This is a genomic window from Pseudomonas sp. 58 R 12 (assembly GCF_900005865.1).
Taxonomy (GTDB): Bacteria; Pseudomonadota; Gammaproteobacteria; order Pseudomonadales; family Pseudomonadaceae; genus Aquipseudomonas; species Aquipseudomonas tritici.
This window is the reverse complement of the sequence record NZ_CVTP01000021.1, coordinates 147,724-161,727: the sequence shown is the minus strand read 5'-3', so window position 1 is coordinate 161,727 and position 14,004 is coordinate 147,724. Positions and strand designations below refer to the sequence as shown.

The window sequence follows — 14,004 nt, the reverse complement described above, 5'->3', positions numbered from 1 at the left end:
CGATGGGTTTCAATCTTTCCGAATGGGCGCTGCGTAATCGCCAGATCGTACTGTTCCTGATGATCCTGCTGGCGGTGGTTGGCACCTTGTCCTACTCCAAGCTGGGACAAAGTGAAGACCCGCCGTTCACCTTCAAGGCCATGGTGATCAAGACCAACTGGCCGGGGGCCACGGCCCAGGAAGTTTCGCGGCAAGTCACCGAGCGCATCGAGAAAAAACTCATGGAGACGGGTGAGTACGAGCGCATCGTCTCCTTCTCGCGGCCCGGCGAATCCCAGGTCACTTTCATTGCCCGTGATTCCATGCATTCGGCGCAGATCCCCGACCTGTGGTACCAGGTGCGCAAGAAGATCAGCGACATCCGCCAGACCTTGCCACCGGATATCCAAGGGCCGTTTTTCAACGATGAGTTCGGCACCACCTTTGGCAATATCTACGCGCTGACCGGTGATGGTTTTGACTACGCCGTGCTTAAGGACTATGCCGACCGCATCCAGATTCAACTGCAGCGGGTGGCGGATGTGGGCAAGGTCGAGCTGCTCGGCCTGCAGGATGAAAAGATCTGGATCGAACTGTCCAACCTCAAGCTGGCCACGCTCGGCCTGCCATTGGCGGCGGTGCAGCAGGCATTGCAGGAGCAAAATGCGGTGTCCACTGCGGGCTTCTTTGAAACCCCTAGCGAGCGCGTGCAACTGCGGGTGTCGGGCAACTTCAAGAGCGTGGAAGAGATCCGTAACTTCCCGATTCGCGTGGGTGACCGCACCTTCCGCATCGGCGATGCAGCCGACATCCACCGCGGCTTCAACGACCCACCGGCACCGCGTATGCGCTTCATGGGCGCAGATGCCATTGGCCTGGCCGTGGCCATGCGTGACGGCGGCGATATTCTGGTACTGGGCAAAGCCTTGGAGAGCGAATTCTCACGCCTGCAGAAGAACCTTCCGGCAGGCATGGAACTGCGCAAGGTGTCGGACCAACCGGCGGCGGTGAAAACCAGCGTCGGGGAATTCGTGCAGGTGCTGGCCGAAGCGCTGGCCATCGTGTTGCTGGTGAGCTTCTTTTCCCTTGGTGTGCGTACGGGCATGGTGGTGGCCCTGGCGATTCCGCTGGTGCTGGCGATGACCTTTGCCACCATGTATTACCTCGGCATCGGCCTGCACAAGATTTCCCTCGGTGCCCTGGTACTGGCCTTGGGTTTGCTGGTGGATGACGCGATCATCGCGGTAGAAATGATGGCGATCAAAATGGAGCAGGGTTATGACCGGCTCAAGGCCGCCAGCTTTGCCTGGACCAGCACCGCATTCCCGATGCTCACCGGTACGCTGATCACGGCGGCGGGCTTCCTGCCGATCGCCACGGCGCAATCGAGCACCGGCGAATACACCCGTTCGATTTTCCAGGTGGTGACCATTGCGTTGCTCGCCTCGTGGGTGGCTGCCGTGGTGTTTGTGCCCTACCTGGGGGAAAAACTCCTGCCGGACCTGGCGAAGATTCACGCAGCCAAGCACGGCACCGATGGCCCTGATCCCTACGGCACGCCGTTCTATCAGCGTGTAAGGCGATTGGTGGAATGGTGTGTGCGTCGGCGCAAGACCGTGATCGTACTGACCCTGTTGTTGTTTATCGGCTCGGTGGCGTTGTTCCGTTTTGTGCCTCAACAGTTCTTCCCAGCCTCTGGCCGACTGGAGCTGATGGTCGACCTGAAGCTGGCCGAAGGTGCCTCTTTGAGCAACACCGCTGATCAGGTCAAACGCCTGGAGGCGCTGCTCAAGCAGCACGAAAGCATCGACAATTACGTGGCCTATGTCGGTACCGGTTCGCCGCGCTTTTACTTGCCCCTGGATCAGCAACTGCCGGCCGCCAGCTTCGCGCAGTTTGTGGTGCTGGCCAGAACCATTGAAGAACGTGAAAGCCTGCGCACCTGGCTGATCGAAACCCTCAACGAACAATTCCCGGACCTGCGCTCACGGGTCACACGCCTGGAAAACGGCCCGCCCGTGGGCTACCCGGTGCAGTTCCGCGTGACCGGCGAGCACATCGAAGAAGTCCGCGCCCTGGCACGCAAAGTCGCAGCCAAGGTTCGCGAAAATACCCACGTGGTCAACGTGCACCTGGACTGGGAAGAGCCGAGCAAGATCGTCTACCTCAATATCGACCAGGACCGCGCCCGTGCCCTTGGCGTGAGCACGGCCAACTTGTCGAAATTCCTGCAGAGTTCGTTGACCGGTTCCAGCGTCAGTCAATACCGGGAGGACAACGAGTTGATCGAGATCCTCCTGCGCGGCACGGTGCATGAACGCACCGAGCTGTCATTGCTGCCAAGCCTGGCGGTGCCCACCGATAACGGTAAAAGTGTAGCGCTGTCGCAAATCGCTACCCTCGAATACGGCTTCGAAGAAGGCATTATCTGGCACCGCAACCGTCTGCCGACGGTGACCATCCGCGCCGACATCTATGGCAAGGAGCAGCCGGCGACATTGGTCCAACAGATCTTGCCAACCCTTGCAGGCGTGCGTGCCGAACTGCCGGATGGCTACCTGCTGGACGTCGGCGGTACGGTCGAGGACTCGGCCCGTGGCCAGAACTCGGTGAAGGCCGGCGTGCCGCTGTTTATCGTGGTGGTACTGACCCTGCTGATGCTGCAACTGCGCAGCTTCTCGCGCACGGCCATGGTGTTTCTGACAGCGCCGCTGGGGTTGATCGGTGTGACGTTATTCCTGCTGGTATTCCGCCAGCCGTTTGGCTTCGTGGCCATGCTGGGGACCATTGCACTGTCCGGGATGATCATGCGGAACTCAGTGATCCTGGTCGATCAGATCGAACAGGACATCAAGGCGGGCCTGGCACCCTGGCAGGCGATCATCGAAGCCACCGTGCGACGTTTCCGCCCGATTGTGCTGACAGCCCTGGCGGCCGTGCTGGCAATGATTCCACTGTCACGCAGTGTGTTCTTCGGACCAATGGCCGTGGCGATCATGGGCGGCTTGATCGTGGCGACGGCGTTGACGTTGTTGTTTTTGCCGGCGTTGTACGCGGCGTGGTTCCGAGTCAAACCACAGTCCGTGTAAAAGTTTGTCGTAGGGTTTTTCACAAAGGCAATACGGAGGCGGGAACGTTTCAGAGACGCGGGCCACACATGAATTACCTGATTGCCAGGTCTTCTACCAGCAGGCTCCATACCTGCTGGTAGAAGCTTAAATCTGATGATTCAAGGAGTGTTTATGAAAATTGATATCAATGTCAGCGCTTTCAAACCCGCCTGCAGCAGCAACCCATGCGGGCCTGGCAAGCCTGAACCTGCCAAGCCCAGTGACCCTTGCAAAGAGGCTTGCAAGCCCCGCAAGGGTTTCGCGATAGGCTTTGGTGTCATGCCCTTGGGGGCGATCGCTTTTGGCGGTCTTGGTCTTGGTCTTGGTTTAGGGAAGATCTTCTAATCACACGAGGACTTCTTGGTTCCGGGCAGGTGAGCCCCCCCACACCTGCCCGGATTCATGTGCGGCTTTACAGCGCGCCGAAGACTTTCTTCGCCAGGCTGGTCGCGGCAGCTGCAGGGTTCTCGCGAATGGTTTCTTCCTGCTTGGCAATCATCTTGAACAACCCATCCAGCGCCTGCTCGGTCACGTAGTTTTCGACGTTGGCGCTCTTGGCGTCCACTGCGCCAAAGGCCGCAGCCTTGCCGGCCAGGGCGTTGTACTGTTGGGCCACGCCGACCTTGTCGGTAGCCGCCTTGACGATCGGCAGGAACTTGGCGCGAATTTGTTCGCGGCTGCTTTTGTTCAGGTACTGGGTTGCCGAGTCCTGACCCCCACTGAGAATGCCCTTGGCGTCAGTCACGCTCATGTTTTTCACGGCGTTGACCAGGATCGGTTGGGCCTGGGTCACGGCGGTTTCGGCGGCCTTGTTCATGCTGGTCTCCAGCTGAGTGACTTGATCACCCATGCCGAACATTTTCAGTTTGTCGGCGACTTTGCCCAACTTGCCCGGCAGGCCGATCTTCACTTCGGGGTTATCGCTGAAACCACCGGGGACGCCCAGTTGCTTCACGGCGATCTGCGCGCCTTGGGTCAGTGCATCCTTGAGGCCACCGGCGGCGTCGCCTTGGGACAGGCTGCCAAGATCCAGGGCCATGGCATTGGCACCGAGCAGCAAGCCGGCACACAGGGCAGTAAAACGAAGGGAGTTACGGAGCATGGACGCTTCCTTATGATGTTCGAATTCAGTGGGCGACAGCATCAACCCGCAGACGCAACGGTTGTGGGTCCTGGCCGTTGAGCTGCACAGAATGCCGTTCGGTGGTGATAAACAGTAGCTTGCCATCCAGCTCGATGCGAGCGCTCACCGAGTAACTGTGGCCAGGTTTGACGTGCGCCGGGTCGTAGCTCAGGTGAAACGGCAGCGGCACTTGGCCTTTGACCGGGCCTTTCTGTTCGGCCAGGGTGACGGCCGGGGCGTCCATCAGCGACACGTCTTGCAGGCTGACGCTCAAGATCGCGGTCGGCGGCAGGGCAATACGTTGCAGGTAGAACACTTCGCCATCAAGGCTGGCCTTGGGGGTGGGGCTCATGGACTGGCAGGCTCCAAGCAGGGCGGTGAGGCCCAGGAGAATGATCTTTTTCATGGTACAGCTCCTTTTCAACGGCGCCGGCATCCAACCGGCGCCTGTTTAAATCTAGCGGGTTTCTTCAGGTGTCGGGGCTTCGGGTTCGACGGGCGCTTCGGCAGCGCCATCTACACGATGCAGGGCCACCTGACGGATCGACAGGCGAATCTCCGCCGGCAACACGCGCTTGGCTGCGCCTTCAGCCAGCTCACCCAGCAGGTCGTGGTAGCTCAGCTTGCCGGCTTCGTCGCGACGCAGCACATCTTGCTCCAACAAGGTCTGGATGAAATGTCGGAAAAGGCTCTTGTCGAAGAATTCCGGGGCGTTGAGGCCATGCAGGATCGACAGGCGCTGGGCCATGATCGTGCACAGGTCTTCCAGCTCTTCGGCGCTGATGCTGCTCTGGCCACTGTTGAGCAGCAGCGAAATCGCCATGTAGAAGCGTTGCAAGGTCTGGGCGATGCTCTTGGACAGCAGCGTCAGCAGTACGAAGTGCCGCGAACTCGGGGCCGGGCGCAGGAACACGTCTTTCTCGAAACGCAGCAGGCCCTGTTCGACAAAAGCCTCCAGCCATTGGTCAACCACCGTGTCCAGCTCTTCCAGCGACCAGCGGATAAACAGCTCCGATTGCAGGTACGGATACAGCGCGTGGGTGTAACGCAGGATCTGGTCGCGGCTCATGCGCGAGCTGCTCTGGAAGAAACTCGCCAGCAGCGCCGGCAGGGCAAAGATGTGCAAAACGTTGTTGCGGTAGTACGTCATCAGGACGGCGTTTTGCTCGTCCAGGTACAGAATCTTACCGAGGGCGTCGCTCTGTTCCGACAGCAGGTCCATGTCCTTGACGTGCTTGATCAGTGCCAGGCCATCGCCTTCGGGCAACGTGGTGTGAGGCGAGTAGGGCACGCGGCGCAGCAGCGCCAGGTACAGGTCCAACTGGCGCGCCATGGCTTGTTCGTCGAGCGCCAGGCGCGTGGTGGACAGCAGTGCCAGCGCTACCAGGTTCACTGGGTTCACTGCCGCAGCTTCGTTCAGGTGGCGCGCCACCTGTTCGCCAAGACGGTGGGTGGTTTCGTTGAGCCAGGCTGGTTTGTAGTTCGGGCCCAGTTCCTGGGAGCGCCAATCCGGCTGTTCGCTGTCGAGGAACTCGGTCAGCTTGATCGGCTCGCCGAAGTTGACCGCGACTTGGCCAAAGCGCTGCTTGAGCGCGCCGACCACCTTGAAAATATCGAAGATCGATTCTTTCTTCTTGGTCGCGCCGCGCAGCTCGCCGAGGTAGGTGCGGCCTTCGAGCACGCGTTCGTAGCCGATGTACACCGGCACAAACACGATCGGCATACGCGAGGAGCGCAAGAAACTGCGCAGGGTAATCGCCAGCATCCCGGTCTTCGGTTGCAGCATGCGACCGGTGCGCGAGCGCCCGCCTTCGACGAAGTACTCCACCGGGAAACCCTTGGTGAACAGGGTATGCAGGTATTCGTTGAACACCGAGGTGTACAGCGGGTTGCCCTTGAAGGTGCGGCGCATGAAAAACGCACCGCCACGGCGCAGCAGGCTGCCGATGACGGGCATGTTCAGGTTGATCCCTGCGGCGATATGCGGCGGCGTCAGGCCATTTTTGAACAACAGGTAAGACAGCAACAGGTAGTCGATATGGCTGCGGTGGCAAGGTACGTAGATCACCTCGTAACCCTGGGCAACCTTTTGCACACCTTCGATGTTATTGACCTTGATGCCGTCGTAGATCTTGTTCCAGAACCAGCTCAGTACCACTTCCAGGAAGCGGATCGCGGTGTAGGTGTAGTCCGAGGCGATCTCGTTGCCGTAACGCAGGGCCTGGGCCTTGGCTTTTTCCGGGGAGATTTTTTCCCGCTCAGCCTCGTCGGCAATGGCTTGGCGTACCAGCGGCATGTTGACCAGGCCTTTCACCAGATTGCGGCGGTGGGACAGGTCAGGGCCGATCACGGCGGTCTTCAGGTTACGAAAGTGCACACGCAGGATGCGTTGGGCCATGCGCACCGTACGTTCGTGGCCTTTATTGTGCTCGATCAATTCACGCAGGTTGATTGGCGCAGAGAATTGCACACGGGTCTTGCGACCGAGGATCAGGATGCTCAAGAACCGACGCAGACGACCGGTCACCGCCCAGCTGTCGGCAAATAACAATTTCCACGGGCTGGACTCGCTCTCGGGGGATTGGCCCCAGAACACGCTGACCGGAATGATTTGTGCATTCTCTTCGGCGTGTTCGCTGAGGGTGTTGACCAGGCGGGTCAGGGTCGGCGGCGCGCCGCGCTTGTCCTGGCGGCCAAGCCAGTCGGGCTCTGGCGTGAGGTAGAAGAACGCCGCCGCTTCCATCAACGGGCCGACCGCTACCGGCAGCACCGGGCGCGGCAAGCCGGCCTTGGTGCACTCGGCGTCGACCACGGCCAATTCGCTGAGGGAAGGTGATTGCAGGACGTAGAACACCGGCCGGCTGCGGTCCAGGTTAAGGGTTAGGGACGACTGGTTGATCGTCTCCGAGCGAACCCAGAGGTACAACAGCCGGCGCAAGGTGCCAAATACCAGACGGCGAAACGGGGAGCGGGTCATACGGCTTCTGCTTTGAGTGGAAAAAACCGAGCAGACGCTCGGGCGGGTAGTGTGCCGTATTCGCCGAAAATCGGCAAAAAAGCAGCGATGTAAACTTGAGTTGATCGTTTTTGAGCCTGTCTTATACTCGGCAGTTCAATGCGAGCGACTCAACAATAAAAATGCATGTGGGAGTAAGACAGATGGCAACGCGCGAAACCGGCAATGTGAAGTGGTTCAACGATGCAAAGGGCTATGGGTTTATTCAACGCGAGGATGGCAAGGATGTGTTTGTGCACTACCGCGCCATTCGCGGTGATGGTCACCGTTCTCTGGCCGAGGGCCAGCAGGTGGAGTACGCCGTGGTGACCGGCGAGAAGGGGTTGCAGGCGGAGGATGTGGTCGGTCTATAAAGACGCTGGCTTGGTAACCTAATCAACTGTGGGAGCTGGCTTCCCTGCGATAGCATCACTGCGGTCTGACTGAATAGACCGAGGTGTCTGCATTGCAGGCAAACCAGCTCCCACATTGATTGGGTTTGCAGGTTTAGATCAGGCCGTTTTCCAGGTGATCTGCTCTTCACCGTCTTCGCTGATACGAATCCACGTGTCAGCGCTTTCCTCACCTTCCTCTTCAACCCAAGTTCCCGGTGCACAGCGCACTTCCACGTTCAGCGCGGCAAACGCGGCGCGGGCGCAGGCGATGTCGTCATCCCACGGGGTCTGGTCGCTTTCCAGGAACAGGCTGTTCCATTTGCCTACGGCTTTCGGTAGCCACGTTACCGGCACATCGCCGGCCTTGCACTTGTAGGTCTGACCCCGTTGGACCCAGTCGGTGCACGGGCCCAGGGCGGCGCCCAGCCAGGCGGCAATGGCCTTGTGGTCGACGTCAGCGTCCTTCAGGTAAATCTCGATATCGGGTTGGCGCATGGATGTTCCTCGTTGCGGGATTCGAAAATCCATTCGCGGAAAAGTCAGTTAGTTAAGCACGAAATAATCGTAGCGCATCGACACAGTGACCAGCAGCGGCTCGGCCGCCTCGATCACTTGCGCGCGGCGCTCGGCACTGGCGCGCCAGCCGTGGGGTGTCATGGCCAGCAGGTTAGCGCGGTCCTGGGGCTCGGCCAGGCTCAGCGTGAATGCCAGCGTCTCGCTGTGCGCCAGGCTCATGCCGTCCGGCACCAGGGCCAGATGCTTGTCGTCGGTGTATTCGCGCACTTCGTCGTACAGGCGTTCGCGCAGTTCCATCAGGTGGCCGCTGGTAGGACCGACCTTCATCAAGCCGCCGCCAGGGCTGAGCAGGCGCTTGGCCTCCTGCCAGTCCAATGGGCTGAACACGCTGGCGAGGAACTGGCAACTGGCATCGGCCAAGGGCACACGGGCCATGCTGGCGATCAACCAGGTCAGCGCCGGGTTGCGCTTGCACGCGCGCTTGACCGCTTCTTTGGAGATATCCAGCGCGTAGCCATCGGCGTGGGGCAGGGCGTCGGCAATTTGCGCGGTGTAGTAACCCTCGCCACAACCGATGTCGACCCAGCGCGCCGGGGCACGTTCAGCGGCCAGCTCGGCCAGGCGTTTGGCCACGGGAGCGTAGTGCCCGGCGTTGAGGAAGTCGCGGCGCGCTTCCACCATCGCCAGGTTATCGCCCGGGTCGCGGCTGTTCTTGTGCTGCACCGGCAACAGGTTCAAGTAACCCTGGCGCGCACGGTCGAAACGGTGCCCGGCGGGGCAAGCCACGCCATTGTCGACCGCGTTCAGCGGTGCGCTGCAAATGGGGCACGCGAGCATCAGGCGAGCAACTTGATCAGGGTCTGGTAATAGATTTCGGTCAGCACATCGAGGTCGCTGGCGAGGATGCGTTCGTTGACCTGGTGGATCGTTGCGTTGACCGGACCCAGCTCTACCACTTGAGTGCCGAGGGTCGCAATGAAGCGCCCGTCGGAGGTGCCGCCACTGGTGGACGCCTTGGTCTCACGGCCGGTGATTGCCTTGATGCTCGCGGAGACCGCATCCAGCAACGCACCCGGTTCGGTCAGGAACGGCAGGCCCGACAGCGCCCACTCCACGTGCCAGTCCAGGCCATGCTTGTCGAGAATCGCCGCAACCCGTTGCTGCAGGCCTTCCACGGTGGATTCGGTGGAGAAGCGGAAGTTGAACACCGCTGTCAGCTCACCGGGGATCACGTTGGTCGCGCCAGTGCCCGAGTTGAGGTTGGAGATCTGGAAGCTGGTCGGCGGGAAGAACGTGTTGCCGTCATCCCAATGCTCGGCGGCCAGTTCGGCCAGTGCCGGAGCGGCCAGATGGATCGGGTTTTTCGCCAGGTGCGGGTAGGCCACGTGACCTTGCACACCGCGTACGGTCAGGGTGGCGCCGAGGGAGCCACGACGGCCGTTCTTGACCACATCGCCCACCAGTGTGGTGCTTGACGGTTCACCGACGATGCACCAGTCCAGGCGCTCCTTGCGCGCGGCCAGGCGTTCGATTACCGCCTTGGTGCCGTGGTGCGCGGGGCCTTCTTCATCGCTGGTGATCAGGAAAGCGACCGAACCCTTGTGGTCCGGGTAATCGGTGACGAAACGTTCAGCCGCCACCAACATGGCTGCCAGGCTGCCTTTCATGTCCGCCGCGCCACGCCCGCAGAGCATGCCGTTTTCGTCGATCAGCGCGTCGAACGGGTCGTTCTGCCACGCCTGCACCGGGCCGGTCGGCACCACGTCGGTATGGCCGGCAAAGCACAGCACCGGGCCGTCATGCTTGCCGTGAGTGGCCCAGAAATTGTCCACATCTTCGATGCGCATCGGTTCCAGCGCAAAACCGGCGTCGCCCAGGCGCTGCATCATCAGCTTCTGGCAATCGGCGTCGATCGGCGTCACCGAGGGGCGACGGATCAGGTCGATGGCAAGTTGAAGGGTCGGCGAAAGGTCGGCATGGGCCGTCATGGGGGAAACTCCGGAAAGCGTGTAATAGGCGCTGGACGAATGTGGACTTGAAGCAGCGCAGATCCAATGTGGGAGCTGGTTTGCCTGCGATAGCATCGCCACGGTGTACCTGCCAGACCGTGGCGTCTGCATCGCAGGCAAGCCAGCTCCCACAGAGAGCAGGGTCTAGGCCAAGTCTTGCAAAACGGCCGTTATCTTATAGCAAAACGGCGGCCAGAGGCCGCCGTTTAGTGCATTGCGCAAGTTTTTACACGGCTGTGACAGGCTCAGCCTTCGCCGAAGGTTTCGGCAGCGAAGACAGGAACGCCATGATCAGCGCCGCCACATACGGCAGCGACTGCACCAGCAGCATCACCACCCAGAAGCGGATGTCATTGCTTGGCAGGCCCTGCACCAAGTAAATCCCCAGCGCCGCGCCCCACAACAGCAGCATGATGAACATCTCTTCACGGGCTTCGGAAATCGCTACCCAGAAGCCGTGGTTATCCGCGTTTTTCGGTGTACGAAAGAACGGAATACTGGTGGTGAAGAAACCATACAAAACCGCTTTGGCGATGGTGTGCGACAACGCCAGACCGGCCAGGGCTGCACAGAACGCATCCTTGAGGTTCACACCCACGGCGCGGCGGTACAGGAAGATGATCTTGCCGACTTTGAACACAAACAGCGCCAACGGCGGGATCGCGAAAATCAGCAACGGCGGGTCGACCCGCGTCGGCACGATGATCATCGCCGCCGACCACAACAGCGCGCCAACGGTGAAGAAGATGTTCATGCCGTCCGCCACCCACGGCAACCAGCCCGCGAGGAAGTGGTAGCGCTGGCCACGGGTCAGCTCGGTGCCTTTGCCGCGCAACAGGCTTGCGGTGTGACGCTTGATGATCTGGATCGCACCGTAGGCCCAGCGGAAACGCTGTTTCTTGAAGTCGATAAAGGTATCCGGCATCAGGCCCTTGCCGTAGCTGTCGTGGTAATACGCCGCCGACAGGCCTTTCTCGAATACACGTAGGCCTAGTTCGGCGTCTTCGCAGATGCACCAGTCGGCCCAGCCCAGTTCTTCAAGCACCGAGCGACGGGTCATGGTCATGGTGCCGTGCTGGATGATCGCGTCGCGGTCGTTGCGGGTGACCATGCCGATATGGAAGAAGCCCTTGTATTCCGCGTAGCAGAGCTTCTTGAAGGTGCTTTCGTTCTGGTCGCGGTAATCCTGCGGCGACTGCACGACGGCGATTTTCGGGTCGGCGAAATGCGGCACCATGTGCTTGAGCCAGTTTGGCGACACGCAGTAGTCGGAGTCGATCACCGCGATCACTTCGGCATCCTTGGCGGTGTGCGGGATCAGGTAGTTCAGTGCGCCGCCCTTGAAACCAGCCAGGGGCGCGACGTGGAAGAACTTGAAGCGCGGGCCCAGGGTTTCGCAGTAGTCGCGCACCGGCTCCCAAACGGCCGGGTCCTTGGTGTTGTTGTCGATGATCAGGACTTCGTAGTCCGGGTAATCGAGGGCGGCCAGGGCGTCGAGGGTCTGTTTGACCATCTCCGGCGGCTCGTTGTAGCACGGCACATGGATCGACACTTTCGGGCGGTAGTCCGACTCCCCCTCCACCGGCAGGAATTCACGCCGGCGCTTGTGAGTCCATACCGCTTCCGCCAGTTCGTGCGCTTCGGTCAGCAATACGATAAACACGCCCAGGGCGCCGAGGGCCAAGAGGATGCCCACGGTGACACTGAACCAGGTGCTGTATTGCTGGCTGTAGTCGTAACCGATCCACACCAGCACCGAACCGCACAAGAACGCGATGAACGTCAGGAAGGTCCGGCCACGTTGGCGCAGGGCGGAGCCGTCGATCATCAACAGGGTCAAGGACAGCAGCGCGAGTACGACCGAGCCGATGGCCAGTACGCGCCATTGCGGGATCGCGACCACCGGCCCTTCAAAGTTGAATTTCTGCTGGCGTGCGCCGTTGAACACACCCCAGTAAGCGCCGGCCGAGCCTTCGTCGCTGACTTTCCACGGCTGATCGAACGCCTCGATCACGAAGTAGTTGTAGCCCTGACGGTTCAGCTTGTTCACCAGCGTACGCAGGTAAATCGCCTGGTCGGCCGGCGACGTTTCATTGCCGCCGCGCATGCGCCCGTTGCTCGGCCAGCCAACCTCCGACAGCAGCAGCGGCTTTTTCGGGAACAGTTTCTTCAGATCCTTGGCGCGGTCGAGTACGTACTGGCCGGCCTTGTCCATCGGAATGTACTCCCAGAACGGCAGGATGTGCGCGGCGATCAGGTCGACGTGCTTGGCCAGTTGTGGGTTCTTCTCCCAGATGTCCCATTGCTCGGATGTCGTCACCGGCACTTTCACAGCGGCGCGCACCCGATCCAGCAGCACGATCAGCGCTTCTGGCGTGATGTCCTTACGGAACACCGCCTCGTTACCGACCACCACCCGCACCACGCTGCGCGAGGTGTTGGCGATTTCGATGGCGCGCTGGATTTCCCGCTCGTTACGTTCAAGGTCCGGGCTGATCCAGATCCCCAACGTCACGCGCAGGCCGAATTCTTCCGCCAACTTGGGGATGTCGCCCAGGGTGCCGTCGACCGAGTAGGTACGGATGTTGTCCGTCAGCTTGCTCATGATCTCAAGGTCGCGACGCATCTGATCGTCGGTCGGGAACTGGTTTTTCTGTGGGTACTGGCCTTGCTGGAACGGCGAGTAGGAAAAACCGGAGATCTGCTCAGGCCAGTTGGGAGCAGTGACCGGGCGGTTGATCAGCGCCCAGAAACCGGTGAACAGCGCGGCAATTGCCAGCACGATCACCAGGTTGAGTCCAAATTTACGCGATGCCATGGTTATGTCAGGTTCCAAAAGGTGTGGAACGAAAAGAGGTGTCGGCCTGCGCCGAACGGCGCGCATCCTACACCGGCCCTTCCCTGACCGTACAGCAAGCAGAGAAAAACCGGACATTAGTCAGCGAAAGGCCATCTAAGTTCTTTACTTGTAGCTTGTCGCTTCGAACTTGTCGCTGCGTAGTCCATAATGCGCGCCGGTTTTTGGGGTAATGGTCATGAGCACAGAAGATCCACGGTTTGCAGGCGTCGCCCGCTTGTATGGCATTGAAGGCCTGGAACGCTTGAAAGCGGCCCATGTGGCAATCGTCGGCGTCGGCGGCGTGGGCTCGTGGGCGGCGGAAGCCATGGCCCGTTGCGGGGTGGGCGAGATTTCGCTGTTTGATCTGGACGATGTCTGCGTCAGCAACAGCAACCGCCAGTTGCACGCGCTGGACAGCACCGTGGGCAAGCCCAAGGTCGAGGTGATGGCCGAGCGCCTGAAGGGCATCAACCCGGATTGCACCGTGCATGCGGTGGCGGACTTTGTGACCCGCGACACTATGGCCGAGTACATCACGCCGGATATCGACTGCGTGATCGACTGCATTGACGCCGTTAACGCCAAGGCGGCATTGATTGCCTGGTGCAAGCGCCGCAAGATCCAGATCATCACCACTGGCGGCGCCGGCGGGCAGATCGACCCGACGCTGATCCAGGTCTGCGACCTGAACCGCACCTTCAATGACCCGCTGGCGTCGAAAGTGCGCTCCACGTTGCGTCGCGACTATGGTTTCTCACGCACCGTGACCCGCCATTACAGCGTGCCGTGCGTGTTTTCCACCGAGCAACTGCGCTATCCCAAGCCGGATGGCAGTATTTGTTTGCAGAAGAGTTTTGTCGGGGATGGCGTGAAGCTGGATTGCGCCGGTGGGTTTGGCGCGGTGATGATGGTCACGGCCACGTTCGGCATGGTGGCGGCGACCAAGGCAGTGGACAAGATTGTGGCTGGGGTGCGGCGGCCGTCGGAGCGGGTCAAGCCTGCTTAAACCTTAATGCCGTGCACCGCTCCCACACAAGC

Annotated in this window: 11 protein-coding genes; 4 read left to right on the top strand and 7 right to left on the bottom strand. The window is 60.5% G+C overall.

From position 1 onward, the window contains the following. The first annotated feature begins 2 nt into the window (after positions 1–2). A complete protein-coding gene (locus tag BFP95_RS18075) occupies positions 3–3,068 on the top strand; it encodes an efflux RND transporter permease subunit (RefSeq protein WP_065872461.1) in 3,066 nt (1,021 codons plus the stop codon). Between the two features lie 153 nt (positions 3,069–3,221). Beyond that, a complete protein-coding gene (locus BFP95_RS18070) occupies positions 3,222–3,434 on the top strand; it encodes a hypothetical protein (RefSeq protein ID WP_065872460.1) in 213 nt (70 codons plus the stop codon). 67 nt (positions 3,435–3,501) lie between these two features. On the opposite strand, the gene BFP95_RS18065 is transcribed toward BFP95_RS18070, so the two are convergent. From BFP95_RS18065 to plsB, 3 genes are read right to left on the bottom strand one after another with little or no spacing between them, the layout of a single operon-like run. Next, the gene (locus BFP95_RS18065) at positions 3,502–4,191 is read right to left on the bottom strand and encodes a DUF4197 domain-containing protein (protein ID WP_049713406.1); all 690 of its coding nucleotides are present in this window, start codon (positions 4,189–4,191) and stop codon (positions 3,502–3,504) included. Positions 4,192–4,216: 25 nt separating this feature from the next. Then, positions 4,217–4,618: a YbaY family lipoprotein gene (locus BFP95_RS18060; protein ID WP_065872459.1), complete on the bottom strand. Its 402-nt coding sequence runs from the start codon at positions 4,616–4,618 to the stop codon at positions 4,217–4,219. Between the two features lie 51 nt (positions 4,619–4,669). Further along, positions 4,670–7,189, bottom strand: a complete 2,520-nt coding sequence (plsB, locus tag BFP95_RS18055; RefSeq protein ID WP_065872458.1) for a glycerol-3-phosphate 1-O-acyltransferase PlsB — start codon at positions 7,187–7,189, stop codon at positions 4,670–4,672. 182 nt (positions 7,190–7,371) lie between these two features. On the opposite strand from plsB, the gene BFP95_RS18050 reads away from it, so the two are divergent. Further along, positions 7,372–7,581, top strand: coding sequence for a cold-shock protein (locus tag BFP95_RS18050; protein WP_032891681.1), 210 nt, complete (start codon positions 7,372–7,374; stop codon positions 7,579–7,581). 138 nt (positions 7,582–7,719) lie between these two features. On the opposite strand, the gene BFP95_RS18045 is transcribed toward BFP95_RS18050, so the two are convergent. The 4 genes from BFP95_RS18045 to BFP95_RS18030 form a co-directional block, all read right to left on the bottom strand. After that, positions 7,720–8,097 carry a hypothetical protein gene (locus BFP95_RS18045; RefSeq protein ID WP_065872457.1) on the bottom strand — a complete coding sequence of 126 codons (378 nt, stop codon included), beginning with the start codon at positions 8,095–8,097 and terminating at the stop codon, positions 7,720–7,722. Between the two features lie 48 nt (positions 8,098–8,145). Beyond that, positions 8,146–8,955 carry a putative RNA methyltransferase gene (locus BFP95_RS18040; protein ID WP_065872456.1) on the bottom strand — a complete coding sequence of 270 codons (810 nt, stop codon included), beginning with the start codon at positions 8,953–8,955 and terminating at the stop codon, positions 8,146–8,148. Further along, a complete protein-coding gene (dapE, locus tag BFP95_RS18035) occupies positions 8,955–10,106 on the bottom strand; it encodes a succinyl-diaminopimelate desuccinylase (RefSeq protein WP_065872455.1) in 1,152 nt (383 codons plus the stop codon). Before dapE ends, BFP95_RS18040 begins: the two co-directional genes overlap by 1 nt. Before the next feature lie 247 nt (positions 10,107–10,353). Further along, positions 10,354–12,945, bottom strand: a complete 2,592-nt coding sequence (locus BFP95_RS18030) for a glycosyltransferase (RefSeq protein ID WP_065872454.1) — start codon at positions 12,943–12,945, stop codon at positions 10,354–10,356. Positions 12,946–13,162: 217 nt separating this feature from the next. Between BFP95_RS18030 and tcdA the strand changes: the two genes are divergently transcribed. Beyond that, a complete protein-coding gene (gene tcdA, locus BFP95_RS18025) occupies positions 13,163–13,972 on the top strand; it encodes a tRNA cyclic N6-threonylcarbamoyladenosine(37) synthase TcdA (protein WP_371905336.1) in 810 nt (269 codons plus the stop codon). Positions 13,973–14,004 lie beyond the last annotated feature (32 nt).

Bases quoted from the DNA above. Each gene is read 5' to 3' on its own strand.
- BFP95_RS18075 (WP_065872461.1), top strand. From the start codon at position 3: ATGGGTTTCAATCTTTCCGAATGGGCGCTGCGTAATCGCCAGATCGTA.
- BFP95_RS18070 (WP_065872460.1), top strand. From the start codon at position 3,222: ATGAAAATTGATATCAATGTCAGCGCTTTCAAACCCGCCTGCAGCAGC.
- BFP95_RS18065 (WP_049713406.1), bottom strand. From the start codon at position 4,191: ATGCTCCGTAACTCCCTTCGTTTTACTGCCCTGTGTGCCGGCTTGCTG.
- BFP95_RS18060 (WP_065872459.1), bottom strand. From the start codon at position 4,618: ATGAAAAAGATCATTCTCCTGGGCCTCACCGCCCTGCTTGGAGCCTGC.
- plsB (WP_065872458.1), bottom strand. From the start codon at position 7,189: ATGACCCGCTCCCCGTTTCGCCGTCTGGTATTTGGCACCTTGCGCCGG.
- BFP95_RS18050 (WP_032891681.1), top strand. From the start codon at position 7,372: ATGGCAACGCGCGAAACCGGCAATGTGAAGTGGTTCAACGATGCAAAG.
- BFP95_RS18045 (WP_065872457.1), bottom strand. From the start codon at position 8,097: ATGCGCCAACCCGATATCGAGATTTACCTGAAGGACGCTGACGTCGAC.
- BFP95_RS18040 (WP_065872456.1), bottom strand. From the start codon at position 8,955: ATGCTCGCGTGCCCCATTTGCAGCGCACCGCTGAACGCGGTCGACAAT.
- dapE (WP_065872455.1), bottom strand. From the start codon at position 10,106: ATGACGGCCCATGCCGACCTTTCGCCGACCCTTCAACTTGCCATCGAC.
- BFP95_RS18030 (WP_065872454.1), bottom strand. From the start codon at position 12,945: ATGGCATCGCGTAAATTTGGACTCAACCTGGTGATCGTGCTGGCAATT.
- tcdA (WP_371905336.1), top strand. From the start codon at position 13,163: ATGAGCACAGAAGATCCACGGTTTGCAGGCGTCGCCCGCTTGTATGGC.